Below are 19401 nucleotides of genomic sequence, written 5' to 3'. Positions count from 1 at the left end.
GGCTCAGGCCTTCCGGCGCACCGTCCGGAAGGTCGCCGTCGCCAGCGCAATCAGCCCGCCATTTGGCCGCACGATCCGTGCAGACACCTGAACGAACTCGCCATCGACCGAGGTGACGGCTGCGTGCGATTCGATCCAGTCGCCCTCGCGGGCGATCTCCATGAATTCCAGCGTCAGCTTGATCGTCACCGACATCCGGTTCGTCGCCGACCAGACAGCCCAGGCAAGGCCGCTGTCTGCAAAGGCCGACAGCATTCCGCCGTGCAGGAAACCCATGCCGTTGCAGTGCCGGTCGAGCACCCACATGCCGGTGCGAGGGTCACCATCTGCGGTGGCGCGGTAAGTCGGCCCATTGTGCAGCGTGAACTTGCCGCGCGACGGGGTCAGCGCGAAGCCTTCCGGGGGCGCGCGGTGCGCCGGGGCAGCATCAGCCACCGGTATTGCCGAAGACGGGATGGATGATCCGGTCGCCCGGCTGAATGCCCAGCTCCTGCGCGCGCCCGCCGGGGATTTCCAGCACGCCCCGCACCGGCACCCCCGGCGAGATCGAGCGCAGCGAATGCGGCTGCGCATTGCGCGCGATGGCCACGACCTGCCCGTCCTCCTTGATGAACAGCATGTCGAGCGGGATCAGCGTGTTCTTCATCCACATGCTTGCCGGCCGGGTCACGCCGAAATCGAACAGCATCCCGGCATCCGGGGCGAGCTCCTCGCGGAACATCAGGCCCTGCTGGACGGCGTCGGGCGTGTCCGCCACCTCGACCGTGAAGCGGTGGGAGGTTTCGCCCGAACGCACTTCAAGCGGGGTCACGGCGCGCTGCGCGAAGGCGGCGCCTGCAAGACAGAAAAGGGCGGCGGTAAAAGTCAGGATGCTGCGGATCATGCCGCTGGTTTACCGGGGCTGCCGGGCGGCGGCAAGCGCCCTCCTGCGGCGTCAGCGCCGGGTGCGCACCTGGCCGACATGCTGGCCCTTTGCCCCGCTCTCGATGGTCACCTCGATGCGGGTTCCGGGCTCGATTTCCTCATACCCCGCCCGCCTCAGCGCGACGGCATGGACGAAGATATCGGCGGGGTCTTCATCGCGGACAACAAAGCCATAGCCCTTGGCGCGGTTGAACCATTTGACGGTGACCGTCTCATAGCTGGGGCGCAGGCCTTTTTCCTGGGCGAGCACCGCGCGGGGCCGGTCCATCTCGATGATGTTCACCGTCTGCCAGCCGCGGGTTTTCAGCACGGCGTCGCACACGATCCGGGCGCCCTCATCCGCGTAGGTCTCGCCGAAATCGCGCAGGCTGGAGATATGCAGCATGACATCGCCATGCAGGCCGCCATCGGAGGCCGACTCGGCCACGACGAATCCATAGCCCTTGGTGCTGTCGAACCACTTCACACGCCCGGTCACCCGCACACGCGGTTCGGCGACAGGCTCCTGAGAGTCGGTTATGGCCGCTGTCTTTGTCATCAACCCAAATTCCCCAGAGGGGAAAGTTAATGCGGCTTTGCGCGCTTGTCACGCGATGTCAGCCGCGAATCATAGCGGCCCGGCACATGCCTGACATAAATGTAATGAAAACCCGGAAATCAGGTGGCAGTCCCTAGGGGAATCGAACCCCTCTTTTCAGGTTGAAAACCTGACGTCCTAACCGATAGACGAAGGGACCGCACCGGTTTGAGAACCGGCGATATAGCGGCTTGGCTGGGTGGCTGCAAGCCGTTTCCGGCAATCACCTGCAGTTTGCTCACAACTCGGCCGCATCAATGATTTCAAGCTGCACCCGGCGCCGGTTGTTCCAGGTTTCCGCCTTCAGCCGCCCGGCCAGCCCGACGCGCCGGCCCTGCCGCAGCAGGTCTCCAACCGGCGTATCTGCCGCGCGCCAGGCGATGCATTCGACGCGTCCGGTCTGGTTCTCCGCCACGAAGCGCAGGTGATTGGCCCCGATCCGGCGCAGCCCCGTGGCCGACACATCCGTCAGCGCAAAGACCGGCTCCGGCGCGCCCGTCCCGAAGGGGCCGAGCGAGGCGAGCGTATCGGCAAGCTCCACCGTCACGCTGCCGGGCGAGAGCAGCGCGTCAATGTGCAGGTCGCGCGCGGCAATCTGCTCACTGCGGAAGGCGGACATATGATCCACCATCCAGCGATCAAAGCTCTCGACCTGCCCCGGCTCCAGGCTGAGCCCGCCCGCCATCGCATGTCCGCCGCCGGAGAGAATCATCCCCTCCCGCGCCGCCTGCGCAATCGCGTCGCCCAGATTGACCCCCGGCACCGACCGGCCTGAACCTTTCGCAACCGGGCCAAGCCCCTCGCCCCAGCCGATGACGATGCTGGGCAGGTGGAACCGCTCCTTGAGCCGCCCGGCCACGATGCCGATGACGCCCGGATGCCAGCCCTCGCCCGCCGCCACGATCACGCCGCGCGACGCATCCATCGCCAGCGCGCGCTCGGCCTGCGCAACCGCTTCCTCCTGGATCGCTGCCTCCACCGCGCGGCGCTCATCATTGAGCGCATGCAGCCGCTCGGCGAGGTCAATCGCCTCGGCCCGGTCGTCGGTCGCCAGCAGCTTCGCCGCGAGCCACGGATCGCCCAGCCGTCCGCCGGCATTCAGCCTCGGCCCCAGCATGAAGGTCGCGTGATAGACGCTGTCGGGATTGCCGATGCCGCTGACATCGGCGAGCGCGCGCAGGCCCGCATTGCCCCCGCGCGCCAGAATAGTCAGCCCCTGCCGGACGAAGGCGCGGTTCACCCCCGTCAGCGGCGCCATATCGCACAACGTGCCCAACGCGCAGAGGTCCAGGTATTGCAGGATGTCCGGCAGGCCGCCTGCCGGCGCCACGCTGCGCTCCCGGGCGAGCCGGTTCAGCGCAGCGGCGAACACGAACACGACCCCCGCCGCTGCCAGATGGCCCTGCCCGGAGGCGCAGTCCGGCCGGTTCGGATTGACGAGGGCCGCCGCCTTCGGGACATGGCCGGACATCAGGTGATGGTCGATCACAACCACAGGCAGGCCGATGGCCTCGGCCTCGGCCAGCGCCGGCACGGCCGCCGCGCCGCAATCCACCGTGATCACAAGGTCATAGCCCTGCGCCTTCAGCCAGCGGAACGCCTCCGGCGAGGGGCCGTAACCTTCCTCCAGCCGGTCGGGCACATAAAGCCCGATCTCCTGCCCCCAGCCCCGGAAATAGCGGGCGAGAATGGCGGAGGATGTGCCGCCATCCACGTCATAGTCCGCGAACACGCAGACGCGCTTGCCCGCGAGGATCGCATCGAGCACGAGCCCTGCTGCCCGGTCCATATCGGCGAAAACGCTCGGATCCGGGAACAGCTCGCGCAGCGTCGGCTGCAAATAGCTGCCGGCCGTTTCCGGCGTCACGCCCCGGCCGGCCAGCAGCTTCGCCAGCAGGTCCGCGCCCTGCACCGACGGCAACAGACGGCGCACCAGAGTGTCGTCCAGCTCGGCCAGCTGCCAGCGCCGCCCGCCGGCAGAGCGCGCCTCGCTCATCGGCCAGGCCAGGTCCTTGCGTGCAGGCTCGCCCATAGTCTCTCCGCCGGGGAATCACTTCACCCACCCTAACGCCAACCGGCATCGCCGCGAACCGCTTGCCGCAGGGGGTGGCGAAATCTCTCCGTTCGGCCTAGAGGGCAGCCAGAACCTTCACGCCCGAACTGACACCCAAGAGGCCCCGCATGATCCCCCGTTACACCCGCGCCGAGATGGCTGCGATCTGGTCGCCCGAAACCCGCTTCGGCATCTGGCTGGAAATCGAGACCCTCGCCGCCGAAGCGATGGAATCGCTGGGGCAGATCCCGGCGGGCACCACCGCCGCCGTCCGGGCCCGCGCGCAGTTCGACCCCGACCGGATCGACGAGATCGAGCGCGAGGTGAAGCATGATGTCATCGCCTTTCTGACCAATGTGGCCGAACATGTCGGCGAGGAAGCCCGCTTCCTGCACATGGGCATGACCTCCTCGGACGTCCTCGACACCTGCCTCAATGTTCAGCTCGTGCGCGCCGCAGACCTGCTCCTCACCGGCATCGACCGTGTGCTCGCCGCGCTGGAAAAGCGCGCGCAGGAATTCCGCTACACCCCCACCATCGGACGCAGCCATGGCATCCATGCCGAGCCGACGACCTTCGGCGTCAAGCTCGCGACCTTCCATGCCGAGTTCCAGCGCGCCCGCCAGCGGCTGCTGATCGCACGGGAAGAGGTCGCGACCTGCGCCATCTCCGGCGCGGTCGGCACCTTCGCCAATATCGACCCGCGCATCGAGGAACATGTCGCCTCAAGGCTCGGCCTCGCGATCGAGCCGGTCTCGACGCAGGTCATCCCGCGCGACCGCCATGCGATGTATTTCGCCGTGCTCGGCGTGATCGCCTCGTCCATCGAGCGCCTTGCCACCGAGGTGCGCCATCTTCAGCGCACGGAAGTTCTGGAAGCCGAGGAGTATTTCTCCGCCGGCCAGAAGGGCTCCTCCGCCATGCCGCACAAACGCAATCCGGTGCTGACGGAAAACCTCACCGGCCTCGCCCGCCTCGTGCGCTCAGCCGTGGTGCCCGCGCTGGAGAATGTCGCCCTCTGGCATGAGCGCGACATCTCCCACTCCTCGGTCGAGCGCGGCATCGGGCCGGACGCGACCGTGCACCTCGACTTCGCGCTGCACCGGATGGCCGGCGTGATCGAGAACCTTGTCGTCTATCCTGAGAACATGCTCGCCACGATCAACTCCATGGGCGGCCTGCACAATTCCCAGCGCGTTCTCCTCGCCCTCGTGGACAAGGGCGTCAGCCGCGAGGACGCCTACCGCCTCGTCCAGCGCAATGCGATGCGCACCTGGAAGAAGGAAGGCCCGCTGGCGGACCTCCTGAAAACCGACGCAGACGTCACCGCCCGCCTCAGCGCCGGCGAAATCGACGCCCTGTTCGACCTCGACTACCACTTCAAACACGTCGACACGATCTTCGCCCGCGTGTTCGGCGGCTGAGGCAGGCAGATCCTGAACCGGACACAGGAAAGGGCGGCCTTGCGGGCCGCCCTTTTTGTTCGGGTCTTCAGTGTCTGCCCGTCGGGGATCAGAGCCCGCAGGTGGTCGACAGGAAGCGGTCAACCGCATTCAGCGTGACCGTGTGGTGCTCGGGATACCAGGGCATGCTGTGGGGCATGTCCGCCACGACGAGCAGCTCCGATTGCGGCTGGTGCGCCCGCACGGCGTTGTAGAAATCCACGCCATGGAACAGCGGCACACGCACATCCCGGTCGCCGTGATAAACGAGGATCGGGATGTTGGCCTTCTCGGTGTTGCGCGCCGGATCCATGCCCTTCACGGTATGGCCCTGGAACGCCCGCTGAAGGCGGTTGTCGCTCCAGTTATTGCCGATCCGGGTCAGGTTCGACACGCCCGCGCCGGCAATGGCGCACTGGTAGGGGCTGTCAGGACGTACCACGGCTGCCATCGCGGCAAAGCCGCCATAGGAGTAGCCGAAGATCGCAATCTTGTCGGCATCGACCAGGCCCTGCTCCACGAGCCAGGCGGCGCCGTCATCCTTGTCGTCCTGCATCTTCTGGCCCCATTCGCCATCGCCTGCGAGCCAGAGTTCCCGGCCCCAGCCGGTGCTGCCACGGTATTGCGGCTGCAGCACGATGAAGCCGCGTGAGGCAAGGAACTGTGTCCAGCCGGTGGGGTCCCAGTTGGCATAGTCGCGCGCCCAGGGCCCGCCATGCGGAACGATCACGGCGCCGCGAGCCTTCTGGCCCGGCTCGAGCGAACGGGGCTTGGTGATGAGGGCCGGAATGCTCAGTCCGTCGCGGGCGTCATAATAGACGAGCTCGGTCTCACGCAGCGTCTCGGGGCGGATCCAGGGACGAGATGCGCCGATCACGGCCACACGCGACTTGTCCACAAGCAGGAAGTAGGCCGGCGGCATGGTCGAGCTCGACACGGTGAACAGGACCCGGGTCATATCGTTGTTGTAGCTGTTGATCGACACGTTCTGGCCGGGGTACGCGGCTGCCAGGCCTTGCTGGATGGAACTCAGCTCGCCGTCGATCCAGTAGACCATTTCCTGCGCAGCGGCGTAGCGGAAGCCGACGATCTCGCCGAAATCACGTGTCCGCGTCGAGGTCACGAGGCCCGTTGCATTGAATTCCGGGTGCGCGAACACCGGCTCGGACTCAAAGCTCTGCGAAGCGGGATCATAGAGATAGATCGCTGCCTTGTCGCTGAACTTGTCGGTCAGGATGAAATAGCGGCCGTCTTCCTCGCGCTTGAGGACGCTGACCTGGAACCGGTCAGCAGCCCGGTTTGTCAGCGGATCCTGCCGGACGAACTGGCCAGTGCGCTGATCGATCAGGTGGACATAGAATCGATACTCGCCGCCGGCCGGATCAAGCTCGGTCTTGCTGATGGGCATGCCGGTGACCGGGTCTACCCGGTCAACGCGGACGGAGCCGGAATCGGTGAACAGCAGTTCCTCGCGGCCAGTGCGCAGGTTGTGCTTGAAGTAACGCTCACCATCGCGCAGCGACAGCCGGTTGATGATGATGTTTTCCGGGTCCGATGCCATGATCGAGACGAGGCCGGTGGTGTTGTTCATTTCGAGGCAGCGGCGGGTCTCCTCGGAGACGCGCTCGCGGCTGCCACCGGGCATGTCGTCGATCTTGAGCGTGCGGTCGCCCATATAGACCTTGGTCACGAAGGTGCGGGTGGCACCGGTCACCCGGCCTTCGCCGCAACCGCCGAGGCGCCCGGTCCATTCCTGCCGGGCAAACCAGAGCGACCGGCCTTGTTTCAGGGCAACAGTGCCGAAAAACCGCATGCGGCCATTATGAGGCGTGATCCGGGTGGCCACGAGCGGGCGTGTTGTGTCGATCTCGCCGCTCAGATCCCACATTGCAGCAGCCTGTTCCCGGCCGTCCCGCGTGGTGTCGGCAACGAGGCCGACCAGCATGTCGCCTTCGAGCGACATCGAGATGCCGGAAACCAGCGGATAGCGTGCATAATCATCGACTTTCAGCGGCTCCGCCAGCGCGGGAGCCGCCGCGCCAAGAACAAGCGCACAGCAGGCTGATACCAGTGTTTTCAACTTCATGAACTTTCCCCTCAGGCTCTCGCCGTCTCTGATCGGGCTAACCATAGTGTTTTGTGTCGCAGAGGCGACTGCGGAATCAAGCCTCGGTCTGCAAATCAACACATGTTGCTGTCACGATTGCGGTAAAACCTGTGTGATGAGGCTGCAGGCCGGGGCATATTCAACCAGAAAACCCTGCATAGCGCGCAATTGTGCCTCTTTTGCAACAATTTTGGCGCATCGGCCACAATGACGCATCAAAATCGTCATAGTTTACTTGTCTCGGCCTCTCTCAGATGCATTACTCCCAGTTCATGTGGCGTGGTCAGTGCACGCTGCCGACTATTCTCACAGGGGAGTACATTATGAAGCTTCGGAATTTCCGCCGGGCCGTATTCTGCAGTGTCGCCATCGGCGCGCTGTCGGCCACTGGTCTCGCCTACGCCCAGACCGCCGATACCGAGGAGACGACCGTCACCGAGGAAGAAGATGAAGCGGTCGGCACGCCGGTGCGCGCGCCTGTGGAGGGCGAAGCCCGGCAGGAACGCGTGGTTGTGACGGGTTCGCTGCTGCGCCGCGACGAGTTTACTTCCGCTGCGCCAATCCAGGTCATCACGGCAGAAATCGCCAGCCTTGAAGGCCTGATTGATACGGCAGACGTCCTTCAGGGCGCCTCGGTTGCTGCCGGTTCGACTCAGATCAACTCCCAGTTTGGCGGCTTTGTTGTCGAGGGCGGCCCCGGCGTGAACACTGTGTCGCTGCGCGGCCTTGGCGCCCAGCGGACGCTGGTTGTCTTCAACGGCCGCCGCCTCGGCCCGGCCGGTGTGCAAGGCTCGGTCGGCGCCGTCGACCTGAACGTTATCCCGCAATCGGCTGTCCAGCGTTACGAGATTCTGAAAGATGGCGCGTCGTCGATCTACGGCTCTGACGCCGTTGCCGGTGTGATCAACGTCATCACTCGCGGCGCGATCGACAAGCCGGAAATCACCATCCGTGCCAACGCCCCGTTCGAAGGCGGCGCCGAAGCGTTCAGCATCGACGGTGCCTTCGGATTCAACTTCGACCGCGGCAACATCAATTTCTCGGCCTCGTACGACCGGAACGAGCGGATGCGGTATGGCGACCGCAGCTACACCGCCTGCAGCCCCGATTACATGTTCGACCTGAACTCGAACGAGCGGGTCGACATCACGGCTCTGACGCCTTCTCGTCCGAGCGACATTGGCAATCCGCGGTGTAACAACCCCGTCGGCAATCGCCTTGATGCGTTCGGCCCGAACTTCCGTGCGGGCGTCTTTGCCAACCACATCCTGGTCGAAGATCCGAATGCCGCAGGAAAGCCCGGCTCCCAACTCGTCAGCGGCTTCCGCCTCATTGGCAACGATAACCAGTTCCTCGGCCGCTCTGTCCTGGGCGACCTTACGGGCTTCCGGGAGCAGGACGTCAACGACCCGCGGACACGCGAACGGGACATCCTTCCCCAGGTGCAGCGCTTCAGCCTCTACTCGACTGCCGCGCTTGATATCGGAAATGGCCAGGCCTATGGCGAGCTTCTGTACAATCGCCGTGAAACGCAGCAGCGCAGCTATCGCCAGTTCTTCCCGACCATCTTCGCAGATCACCCGTTCGCAGCAGGCTTTGGTCCAGTGGTGGCAGCACCGGGTGGCCCGGCAATCCAAATAGCCCCGAATATCTTTGCCAATGAATTCACCCCTGTCGCTCTCGTTCCGTTCAACACGGATGTGAACGTTGACTACTACCACGGGGTGGTGGGCTATGGCGGAAACTTCGGGCCAAATGCGAGTTTCCTGTCCGGCTGGGACTTTGATGTCCATGCCAGCTATTCGCGTTCGGACGGCACCTATGACATCCTGACGCTCAATAACAATAATATTGAGGATGAGTTCCAGCCGGGTGGCGACGTGTTCCATTCGCGCGACGCGAACGGCAACCTCACCTGTACCCGTATCTCGACCGGCGAGTCGTGCTTCGTGGTCAATTACCTGACCCCGAACTTCATCCGTGGCCAGTTCACGCCCCAGGAGTTTGACTTCCTCTTCTCGCAGGACAAAGGCAAGACGGTCTTCGACCAGAAGCTGTTCAATGCCCTGATGACTGGTGAGCTGTTTGCAGTTCCTGCCGGCAATATCGGCGCAGCTGTCGGGGTCCAATACCGCGAAGTCTCGATCGACGACCTTCCCGGCGAACTCAGCCGGACGGGCGAATCTTGGGGCCTCGCCTCTGCTCAGCAAACCAAGGGCAGCGACAAGGTATGGGAGACGTTCGCAGAACTCGAAGTGCCGATCGTCCGTGGCCAGCCCTTCTTTGAGGACCTGACCTTCAACGGCTCGATCCGCTATTTCGACTATGAAGCCTTCGGTTCTGACTATGTGTACAAGCTCGGCCTGAACTGGCAGATCAACCCGTTGCTGCGGGCCCGGTCGACCTTCGGCACGTCGTTCCGCGCCCCCGCGCTGTTCGAACGCTTCCTTGCCAACCAGACCGGTTTCTCAGCTCAGAACATCGACCCGTGCCGTGACTGGGGTCTCAGCACCAACGACAATCTTCGGGCCAACTGTGCAGCAGATGGAATCCCCGCAGACTTCAACACCTCTGCCCCGAGTCTCACCGTCATTCGTGGCGGCGGCGCGACCCTTGAGCCGGAAACGTCAGAGTCCTTCACGGCTGGCCTCGTGTTCACCCCTTCTTCGGTGAACCTGTCTCTCGCACTCGACTATTTCGAGATCGAAGTGAACGACCAGATCGCCGTGCTTGGTGCGTCGAATATTCTGGCCGCTTGCTATGGCCGGGAAACGTTCCCGAACCAGTTCTGCGACCTGATCCGCCGCAACCGCGACCCGAACAGCAGCCAGTTCCTGACGCTGATCGACATCCAGAATAACTATGTAAACATCAACAGCCAGAGCACCCGGGGTCTCGATGCAACGGCGCGTTATGAGCACGAGTTCGACATCGGCCGCCTGACTGTCGACTTCCAGAGCACCTGGACATTCGAGGACAGGCTCAACGTCTTCGGCGGCCTGGACGGCTTCGTCACGGATGACTTCAACAGCACGATCGGCGACCCGAACTTTGTCGGCAACTCGAATATCCAGTTCCGCCGCGGCGACTGGACCTATTCCTGGTTCTCGAACGCGATCTCGCGGTCTTCAAACGAGAAGTTCCTGACCGGTCCGAACCCGTTCACCTATAACGGCCGCCCGAACACCTGGCGGAAGCGTTATGCCGAGACGACCATCTATCACGGTGCCTCGGTGCGCTACCGGTCGGATGACTGGCAGGTCATTCTCGGCGTGAGCAACATCTTCGGCGAAGAACCGCCGGCAATCTCGTCGGGCGCCGGTTCGTCCCGGGTCGGCATCTCGCCGATCTTCGGCACGCAATACGACCTGCGCGGCCGCGCAGGCTTCGTGCAGGTGTCGAAAGCCTTCTGATCCAGGCACGGTTGATGCATTTCCGATCAGGGCGGCTCTTCGGAGCCGCCCTTTTCATTTCTGGCAGTGCCTCGCCGTTTCGGCGGTTGACCTGATGCCCCGCCCGGTCAAGATCGCGGGCGGAACGGGCAACGGGAGGGCGGAGATGATCCGGGCATTGGGAATTGCGATTCTGCTGGCGCTTGCAGCCTGCACAGGCGCGGACGAGACAGGCTCCCCCGCCGCATCCGGCGCTCCGGACCGCACCCCCGCCGAAGCCTTCCACCATTCCATCATGGTGCTCGACAGCCATCTTGATACGCCGGCCTATTTCCACACTGACCGCTACAATTTCTCCGTGCGCGGAGATTTCGATGTCGATGGCACGCATGTCGACCTGCCCCGCATGATCGAAGGAGGCCTCGATGGTGGCTTCTGGGTGATCTATACGCCGCAGGGCCCGCTGGATGAGGCCTCCTATGTCTCTGCGCGCAATATGGCGCTGCTGCGCCAGATGTCGATCCGTGAACTTGCCGCGCGCTATCACGAGCATGTTGGCCTCGCCTTCACAGCAGCCGATGCAGAACGCCTTCATTCGGAGGGACGGAAAATCGTGTTCCAGAGCATGGAGAACTCCTATCCTCTGGGGACGGACATCTCGATGCTGGAAACCTTCTATGCCGGCGGCCTGCGCATGGTTGCGCCCGTCCATTTCCGGAATAATCAGTTTGCGGACAGTGCCACCGATGTCTCGCCCGTCTTTGGCGGCCTCAGCCCGCTCGGGGAAGCCCTCGTGCGCGAAGCCAACCGCCTCGGCATGATCCTCGATGGCTCGCACGCCTCCGATGATGTCGTGCGCGACATGCTCGCCCTCTCCACAACCCCGATCATCCTCTCCCATTCCGGGCCGCAGGGCGTCTACAACCATCCGCGCAACCTGCCGGACGATCTCCTCCTCGACATCGCCGCCGATGGCGGGGTGATCCAGGTCAACGCCTTTGGCGCGTATCTCGAACTCCTGACGCCGAGCCCCGAGCGGCAGGCCGCCATCGCCGAACTCCAGGCCACCTATGGCTCGGACACCTCCGCCATGGACGAAGCCACCCTCACCGCCTACCGCGATGCGATGCGCGCCATCAACCGCGACTTCCCGCCCCCGCGCTCCACCTTCGAGAAATTCATGGAACACCTCTTCTACATGCTGGACCTTGTGGGGCCGGACCATGTCGGCATCGGCGCAGACTGGGATGGCGGCGGCGGTGTCGATGGCATGAAGGATGTGACCTACCTGCCCCGCATCACCGAAGGCCTGCTCGAGGCAGGATACTCCGAGGACGAAATCAAAAAGATCTGGGCCGGCAACATGCTGCGCCTGATGGAAGCCGCCGAAGCGGCGCGCACGGCCAGCGTCACATCCCCGGATGTCCTCAAATAGATGGACTGGCTGAGCGTCCTTCCGCCGCTCGCCGCGATCGCCATTGCGATCTGGACACGGAACGTTTACTGGGCGCTCGGCTTCGCCATCCTGCTCGCCGAAACGCTCGCCGCCGGCTTCAATCCCGCGCTCGGCGCCCTCGCCAGCGTGGACCGCGCCGCCGGCGTCTTCACCGATGCCGGCAATACGCGAATCCTCCTCTTCTGCCTGATCATCGGCGCGCTGATCGCCTATCTCGAACGCGCGGGCGGTTTCCGGGCGATGGTCCGCTGGCTGACGACCTCCGGTACCGCTGCCGGGCCAAAGCGCGCCAGCGGTGTCACGGCGGCCTCCGGCGTCGTCCTGTTCATCGAAACGAATGTCAGCCTGCTTGCCACCGGCCTCCTCGGCAAGCCATTGTTCGACCGGCTCGGCCTCAGCCGCGCGCGCCTTGCCTATATCATCGATTCCACCTGCGCGCCCGTCAGTGTGCTGATCTTGCTGAATGGCTGGGGCGCGTTCATTCTCGGCCTCCTCGCCGCCAATGGCGTGGAGGCCCCGCTCGGCGTCATGCTCGGCTCCATCAGCCTCAATTTCTACGCCCTGCTGACCCTCGCCCTCGTCGCCGCCACCATTCTCACCGGGCGCACCTTCGGCCCCATGCGCGCCTTCGATGACGCCGCGCGCGCCGCCCCGGCGCCCCGCGAGGATGAGGCAGCCACCGAAACCGGCGGCAGCCTAGCCGCGTTCCTCGTCCCGATGTTCATTCTCGTCGGCGGCGCCATCGGCTTCATGTGGTGGACCGGCGATGGCAACATCCTGCGCGGGTCCGGCTCCCGCGCCATCCTCTGGTCGGTGATCCTGGCAACCGCCGCCGCCTTCCTGTTCGCCGCCCGCGTGCCTGCCCTGCGCGGCAAGCTCGTCGAGACCGGCTTTGACGGCATGGGCAAGCTGCTGCCCGCCGTCACCGTCATCTTCCTCGCCCTTGCCCTCGGCGACAGCCTGCGCGCCCTCGGCACCGGCGTGTTCCTGTCCGGCCTTGCCTCGAACCTGCCGATGCCCTGGCTGCTTCCGGCGGTCCTCTTCCTCACGGCCTGCCTCACCTCCTTCACCACCGGCACCAGCTGGGGCACCTACGGCATCCTCGTCCCCGTCGCGATCCCGCTCGCCGTCGGCGCCGGCATTCCGCTGCCCCTCGCGCTCGCGGCTGTGATGGGCGGCGGCGTCTTCGGCGACCATTGCTCGCCCATCTCCGACACCACGATCATCGCCTCCCTCGCCTCCGGCTGCGACCATCTCGACCATGTCCGCACGCAGTTGCCCTACGCCCTGCTCGCCGGCGCCGCCGCAACCGTGCTTTACGCCGCTGCCGGCCTCCTCGCCTGACGCCTCACCTCGCGGCACCGCGCCCGATTCCCGGTTGAAGCGCGCCGGGGCCTGAAACATGCTCCGGCCAGACAAGGAAAAACCGGAGGAAACCATGGCCCGCAACCTGTTCGATCTCACCGGCAAGGTCGCCCTCGTCACCGGCGGCAGCCGCGGCCTCGGCCTCCAGATGGTGCGCGCCTTCGCGGAGAACGGCGCCGACGTCATCATCGCCAGCCGCAAGATCGACGCCTGCGAAGCCGCCGCAGACGAAGTCCGCGCCATGGGCCGCCGCGCGCTAGCTGTCGCGGCCCATTGCGGGCGCTGGGACGATATCGACGCCCTGATCGAGGCGAGCTACCAGGCCTTCGGCCGCGTCGACATCCTCGTCAACAATGCCGGTTCCGGCCCGCGCATAGCCAGCCATGAAGTGACCGAAAACCTCTTCGACTCTGTCCTGAACCTCAACTTCAAGGGCCCCTTCCGCCTCGCCAGCCAGGTTGCAAAGCGCATGGCCGATGGCGAGGGCGGCTCGATCATCAACATCTCCTCCTCGGGCAGCCTCGTGCCCCTGCCGCATGTCGTGCCCTATGGGTCCGCCAAGGCCGCCATCAATGCGATGAGCCTGTCGCTCGCGCATGAGTATGCGCCCAAGGTCCGCGTCAACACGATCTGCCCCGGCCCCTTCCTGACCGACATCGCCAAGGCCTGGCCGGAGGAAATGCGCCAGAGCGCCGACAACGCTCTCGGCCGCCCCGGCTATCCGGAGGAAATCGTCACCGCCGCGCTTTACCTCGCCAGCCCCGCCTCCAGCTTTACAACCGGCTCGCTGCTGCGCGTGGACGGCAGCGCCGCCTGATCGCGGCGCATTTGCAACACTCCTGACCTTTCCACCCCGCGCCGGGTTGCCATCCTTCACGCGCCTCGCTATTGCAACATTATTACATTACGAAGCGAGCCTCCCATGAAGTCGAAACTCCTTGCCTCCGCCCTGACTGGCCCCCTCCTTGCGGGCCTTGCCATCGCCCAGGAAGAAGACACCCGCCGCGTCGAAGCCCCGATCATCGTTACCGCGCCGGGCCCGGAACGCTCCAGCGATGAACTCATCGGCAATGCCACCGCGTTGGACCGCGCCGAAATCCTGAGCCGCCTCGCCAGCACGCTCGGCGACACGCTGTCAGCAGAACCCGGCGTCTCCTCCACCTATTTCGGTCAGGGCGCCAGCCGCCCGGTCCTGCGCGGCCTTGGTCTGGAGCGTGTGCAGGTGCTCACCAACGGCCTCGGCGTCATTGACGTCTCCGCCGCAAGCCCCGACCACCAGGTCACCGCAGACGGCATCGATGCGGAGAAGATCGAGATTCTGCGCGGCCCTGCTGCCCTCGCCTATGGCGGCCAGGCCATCGGCGGCGTCGTCAACGTTATCGACGGCCTGATCGCCGAAAGCCTGCCGGACCGCCCGGTCAGCGGCGACGCCTACGGCGCCTATAACAGCGTCAATGATGGCAGCGAATTCGGCGCTCGCGCCGCCTTCGCGGCCGGCCCGCTGGTCTTCGCCCTTTCCGCCTCGACGCGCGATTTCGGCGACTATGACATCCCCGGCTTCGCCGACTCCCGCCAGCTGCGCTTCCGCGAGGCGATGGAGCACGATCATGACGACCATGATGATCACGACGATGATCATGACGATGAAATGCGGGGCACGCTGACGAACTCCTTCCTGAAAACGGAAACCTTAGGCGGCGGCATTTCATGGGTTGGCGAGCGCGCCTTTGCCGGCATCGCCGTCCGCCGCCAGACCTCCACCTACGGCCTGCCCGGCCATTCGCACGGGCACGAAGGCCATGATCATGATGATGACGATCATGACCATGATCACGACGATGAAGACGAAAACCCCTTCATCGACCTGGAGCAGACCCGCTACGACTTCCGCGGCGGCATCCGCTTCGACGGCCCGGTGCTGAAGGCCCTCACCGCAACGCTCTCCTACTCCGACTACAAACACACCGAGTTCGAGGAGCCGGGCGATGCCGCCTCCATCTTCGAGACCACGGGGTGGGAAGGCCGCGTCGAGCTGGACCACGCGATCGCAGGCTTTGAAGGCGCCGCCGGGTTCCAGTTTCTCGACAGGAGCCTCGATGCGTCCGGCGCCGAAGCCTTCCTCACCCCGACCGATACAAAATCCTGGGCCGTGTTCCTCTATGAAACGCGCGAATGGGATGGCGGCTTCGGCGTTGAGGGCGGCCTGCGCTATGAGCAGCTCGAACACACCAATTCGGAAAGCGGAAAGGTTTCCTTCGACCTCGTCAGCGCGTCTGCCGGCGTGCACCAGCATTTCGGCAATGGCTGGTTCGCTGGCGCCCAGCTCGCCTATACCGAGCGCGGCCCGAATGAGAGCGAGCTCTTCGCCTTCGGACCCCACCTCGCGACCCAGCAGTTCGAAGTCGGCGATACCGGGCTCGACAAGGAGAAGGGCTTCAACATTGAAGGCACGCTCCGCTGGCGCGGCGACAAGGCAAGCTTTGGTGTGAACGTCTTCCGCACCAAATTCGACGGCTTCATTTATCTGGTGCCCGGCGCCATCGAGGAAGACGGCGAACTGGTCATGGTGGAGGATGGCCTGCCGGTCTTCCTCTTCACCCAGGAAGACGCCATGCTGCGCGGCGGCGAGATCTATGGCGAGTATTACCTCGATCAAGGTATCCTCGGCGCAGACTGGAAGCTGACCGCCAGCCTCGACTATGTCTATGCCCGGCTCGATAACGGCAACAGCCTGCCCTACATTCCTCCGCTCACGATCAATGGCGGCGTGGAAGCCAGCTGGCGCCTGTTCGAGGCCCGCGCGAATGTTCAGTGGGCGGACAGCCAGTCCCGCTTCGGCGAAGGCCAGCTTGGCACCAGCGGCTACACCCTCGTGAACCTGCGCGGCGCGGTGAACCTTTCCGAATTCGGCATCGGCCGCGAAGGCACGCAACTCTTCGCCGAAGTGCGCAACCTGGCGGATGAGGATGTGCGCCTCGCCACTTCCGTCCTGAAGGACACTGTCCCGCTTCCAGGCCGCAACTACCGCGCCGGCCTCCGGGTCAGTTTCTGATAGAGTGGTGTCATCCCGGACGCCGCAACGCGGCGATCCGGGACCTTCTTTAGACGGATTGCAACTCAAATGAGGTCCCGGACAGCGGCTGCGCCGCTTCCGGGATGACACGCGCCTAAACGTGAATCACACGCCCCTCGGCATCCAACACCGCCTCATGCATCGTCTCTGACAGCGTCGGATGCGGGAAGATCGTGTGGATCAGGTCGGCTTCCGTCAGTTCGCCCTGCCGCGCGATGACATAGCCCTGGATCAGCTCGGTCACTTCCGCGCCGATCATGTGCGCCCCCAGAAGCTCGCCGGTCTTCTTGTCAAAGATCGTCTTTACAAGGCCGTTCTCCGCACCCAGCGCAATCGCCTTGCCATTGCCGATGAAGGGGAAACGGCCAACCTTGATGTCATGCCCCTTCGCCCTCGCTGCAGCTTCTGTCAGGCCGACACTCGCCACCTGCGGATGCGAATAGGTGCAGCCCGGAATATTGGACGCATCAAACGGCTCCGCATGGTTCTTGCCGGCAATGCCCTCAACACAGACAACGCCCTCATGGCTTGCCTTGTGCGCCAGCCAGGGCGGCCCGGTCAGGTCGCCAATCGCATATAGTCCGGGTACGCCCGTCCGGCCGAACCCATCGACCACCACATGCGTCTTCTCGACCTTCACGCCGAGCGCTTCGAGCCCGAGATTCTCCACATTCCCGACAATGCCGACAGCCAGGATGACGCGGTCGAACTCCTTCGTCTCCTTCTTGCCATCCTTCGCCGTGATGTCCGCCGTCACACTCTCCTTGCCGGGCTTGAGATTCTCCACCTTCGCGCCCGTCAGGATGTTCATGCCCTGCTTCTTGAAATCCTTCTCGGCGAAGGCGGAAATTTCCGCGTCCTCCACCGGCAGGATACGCTCCATCACTTCGGCCACGGTCACTTCGCTGCCAAGTTCATTGTAGAAGCTCGCAAACTCGATCCCGATGGCGCCGGAGCCGATCACCAGCAAGCGTTTGGGCATCACATCCGGCGTCATCGCTTCGCGGTAGGTCCAAATCAGCTTGCCGTCGGCTTTCAGGCCCGCCTGCGGAATATCCCGCGCCCGCGCGCCGGTCGCCAGCATCACGTGTTTGGCCGTGTACGGCGTATCCTTGCCATCCTTGCCCTTCACGATCACCTTCGGCGCCGGCGAGCCCTTCTCCAGCCGCGCGGTGCCTTCGATCACGTCGATCTTGTTCTTCTTCATCAGGAATTTCACGCCGCCCGAAAGCTGCGACGCGACCCCGCGCGAGCGCTTCACCACCGCCTCAAGATCAAAGGACGGGTTCTCGATTTTCAGCCCGAAGGATTTCGCATGCTTCGCCAGGTGCAGCACTTCAGCCGAACGCAGCAGCGCCTTCGTCGGAATGCAGCCCCAGTTGAGACAGATGCCGCCAAGGCTCTCGCGCTCGACAATCGCCGTCTTCATGCCAAGCTGGCTCGCCCGGATCGCCGCCACATAGCCGCCGGGGCCGGAACCGATGACGATGAGATCGTATTGGGTGGACATTTGAATTCTCCTTGGCCTGACGGCTCATGGTGAGCGAAGTCGAACCATGGGCCGCCCGCGCATCCTTCGACTTCGCTCAGGATGAGCTACCCTACCATTTCACCAGCTAAAGCAGCATCGCCTCGGGCGTTTCAACGTAACGCTTGAACGCCGCGAGCCATTTCGCGCCTTCTGCCCCGCCGATTACGCGGTGATCGCAGGTCAGCGTGACGCTCATGACCGTCCGGGCCACGACATTCCCCTTCTCGTCCACCACCGCGCGCTTGTCGCCGGCGCCGACCGAGAGGATCATGCCTTCGGGCGGGTTGATGATCGAGGCAAAGGATTTGATGCCGAACATGCCAAGGTTCGAGATCGAGAACGTGCCGCCCATATATTCCTGCGGCTTCAGCTTGCGCTCCCGCGCGCGCGTCGCCAGATCCTTCATCTCCTCGGAGATCTCGGCGAGGCCCTTGGCTTCCGCCTTGAAGATCACCGGCGTGATCAGCCCGCCATCAATCGCAACAGCAACAGAGATGTTGGCGTGCTTGTGATAGGCGATGCCTTTGTCCGTGTACGATGCATTACAGTCCGGCTCGTCAATGAGGGCCAGTGCAGCCGCCTTGATCAGCAGGTCATTGACCGAGATCTTCACATCCTTCGGCGCCGCTGCATTGATCGCCGCGCGGCTCGCCAGCAGGTTATCAAGCTGGATATCCACATTCAGCGGGAAGTGCGGCACCTGCATGAAGCTCTGCGTCAGCCGTTTCGCCACCGTCTTGCGCATGCCGTCCAGTGGCTTCAATTCGTACGTATCCGGAGCATAGACGCGGTCGTCCAGCACCTGAGGGAGGATCAGCCCGTCCGCTGTGAGCGGCGCAGATGCTCCGCCCGCCGGCGCGCCAGTCGCCGCGCCCGGCTTCGCGCTCTCCACATCGCGCCGGATAATCCGCCCATGCGGGCCAGAGCCCTTGAGGGCCTTGAGATCAATGCCCTTGCTGGCCGCGATGCGCCGGGCGAGCGGCGAGGCCTTGATCCGTGCACCCACATTCTTGTCATCCCGGCGAACGCCGGCATCCAGAACAGCCACGCCAGACGGGGTCCTGGCTTTCGCCGGCGTGGCAGGATTTGGAGCGGAAGGCGGTGGAGGCGCAGATGGCTTTGGCTCCGGCGCCGCTTCCGCCTTCGGCGCAGCGCCCGCCGCGGGCGCCTTCACCGAGGCCACATCCTCGCCCTCTTCGGCGAGCACGGCGATGACGGCGTTGACCTTCACGCCCTCGGAGCCTTCCGCGACGAGGATTTTCGCGACCTTGCCCTCGTCCACGGCCTCGACTTCCATCGTCGCCTTGTCGGTCTCGATCTCGGCAATGACCATGCCGGACTTGATCTCATCGCCTTCCTTGACGAGCCATTTGGCCAGCGTGCCCTCTTCCATCGTCGGGCTCAGCGCGGGCATGGTGATGTTGATGGCCATCAGAGCGCTCCCTCACACACCGTCTTCGCGGCTTCATAAATATCGTCCG

The 19401-nt window shown here is 64.3% G+C and carries 13 protein-coding genes and 1 tRNA gene; 6 read left to right on the top strand and 8 right to left on the bottom strand.

All coding sequences use genetic code 11. From position 1 onward, the window contains the following. Positions 1–3: 3 nt before the first annotated feature. The 5 genes from ACK4SV_RS05060 to recJ all read right to left on the bottom strand — a co-directional run bounded on the left by ACK4SV_RS05060 (position 4) and on the right by recJ (position 3533). Positions 4–435 (bottom strand): PaaI family thioesterase, encoded by a 432-nt coding sequence (locus ACK4SV_RS05060; RefSeq protein WP_409916716.1) that lies wholly within the window; start codon positions 433–435, stop codon positions 4–6. Further along, entirely contained in the window at positions 428–883 is a 456-nt protein-coding gene (locus ACK4SV_RS05055) for a DUF192 domain-containing protein (RefSeq protein ID WP_409916715.1), read from the bottom strand. Before ACK4SV_RS05055 ends, ACK4SV_RS05060 begins: the two co-directional genes overlap by 8 nt. Positions 884–934: 51 nt before the next feature. Continuing rightward, positions 935–1462 carry a cold-shock protein gene (locus tag ACK4SV_RS05050; protein ID WP_409916714.1) on the bottom strand — a complete coding sequence of 176 codons (528 nt, stop codon included), beginning with the start codon at positions 1460–1462 and terminating at the stop codon, positions 935–937. 124 nt (positions 1463–1586) lie between these two features. Next, a tRNA-Glu gene (locus ACK4SV_RS05045) sits at positions 1587–1661 on the bottom strand. A 78-nt stretch (positions 1662–1739) separates the two neighbouring features. Continuing rightward, on the bottom strand, positions 1740–3533 hold the full coding sequence (gene recJ / locus ACK4SV_RS05040) for a single-stranded-DNA-specific exonuclease RecJ (RefSeq protein ID WP_409916713.1): 1794 nt from the start codon (positions 3531–3533) through the stop codon (positions 1740–1742). Positions 3534–3682: 149 nt separating this feature from the next. On the opposite strand from recJ, the gene purB reads away from it, so the two are divergent. Continuing rightward, complete coding sequence (gene purB, locus ACK4SV_RS05035; RefSeq protein ID WP_409916712.1) at positions 3683–4978, top strand: adenylosuccinate lyase; 1296 nt, start codon at positions 3683–3685, stop codon at positions 4976–4978. 88 nt (positions 4979–5066) lie between these two features. On the opposite strand, the gene ACK4SV_RS05030 is transcribed toward purB, so the two are convergent. Further along, complete coding sequence (locus ACK4SV_RS05030; RefSeq protein ID WP_409916711.1) at positions 5067–7082, bottom strand: alpha/beta hydrolase family protein; 2016 nt, start codon at positions 7080–7082, stop codon at positions 5067–5069. A 344-nt stretch (positions 7083–7426) separates the two neighbouring features. On the opposite strand from ACK4SV_RS05030, the gene ACK4SV_RS05025 reads away from it, so the two are divergent. From ACK4SV_RS05025 to ACK4SV_RS05005, 5 genes are all read left to right on the top strand, one after another. Further along, entirely contained in the window at positions 7427–10516 is a 3090-nt protein-coding gene (locus ACK4SV_RS05025; protein ID WP_409916710.1) for a TonB-dependent receptor domain-containing protein, read from the top strand. Positions 10517–10661: 145 nt separating this feature from the next. Then, positions 10662–11930 carry a dipeptidase gene (locus ACK4SV_RS05020; RefSeq protein ID WP_409916709.1) on the top strand — a complete coding sequence of 423 codons (1269 nt, stop codon included), beginning with the start codon at positions 10662–10664 and terminating at the stop codon, positions 11928–11930. After that, the gene (locus tag ACK4SV_RS05015; RefSeq protein WP_409916708.1) at positions 11931–13295 is read left to right on the top strand and encodes a Na+/H+ antiporter NhaC family protein; all 1365 of its coding nucleotides are present in this window, start codon (positions 11931–11933) and stop codon (positions 13293–13295) included. It abuts the gene before it with no gap. Positions 13296–13389: 94 nt separating this feature from the next. Next, a complete protein-coding gene (locus ACK4SV_RS05010; RefSeq protein WP_409916790.1) occupies positions 13390–14133 on the top strand; it encodes an SDR family NAD(P)-dependent oxidoreductase in 744 nt (247 codons plus the stop codon). A gap of 105 nt (positions 14134–14238) precedes the next feature. After that, positions 14239–16368, top strand: a complete 2130-nt coding sequence (locus tag ACK4SV_RS05005) for a TonB-dependent receptor (RefSeq protein WP_409916707.1) — start codon at positions 14239–14241, stop codon at positions 16366–16368. Between the two features lie 115 nt (positions 16369–16483). On the opposite strand, the gene lpdA is transcribed toward ACK4SV_RS05005, so the two are convergent. Together lpdA and ACK4SV_RS04995 are read right to left on the bottom strand one after the other, a co-directional pair. Then, positions 16484–17899, bottom strand: coding sequence for a dihydrolipoyl dehydrogenase (lpdA, locus tag ACK4SV_RS05000; RefSeq protein WP_409916706.1), 1416 nt, complete (start codon positions 17897–17899; stop codon positions 16484–16486). 106 nt (positions 17900–18005) lie between these two features. Then, positions 18006–19352, bottom strand: a complete 1347-nt coding sequence (locus ACK4SV_RS04995) for a pyruvate dehydrogenase complex dihydrolipoamide acetyltransferase (RefSeq protein WP_409916705.1) — start codon at positions 19350–19352, stop codon at positions 18006–18008. Positions 19353–19401: the final 49 nt, after the last annotated feature.

The sequence above is a fragment of the Hyphomonas sp. genome (assembly GCF_046313735.1).
GTDB lineage: Bacteria > Pseudomonadota > Alphaproteobacteria > Caulobacterales > Hyphomonadaceae > Hyphomonas.
The sequence above is the reverse complement of the archived record's forward strand: the minus strand, read 5'-3'. Positions and strand labels throughout refer to the sequence as shown.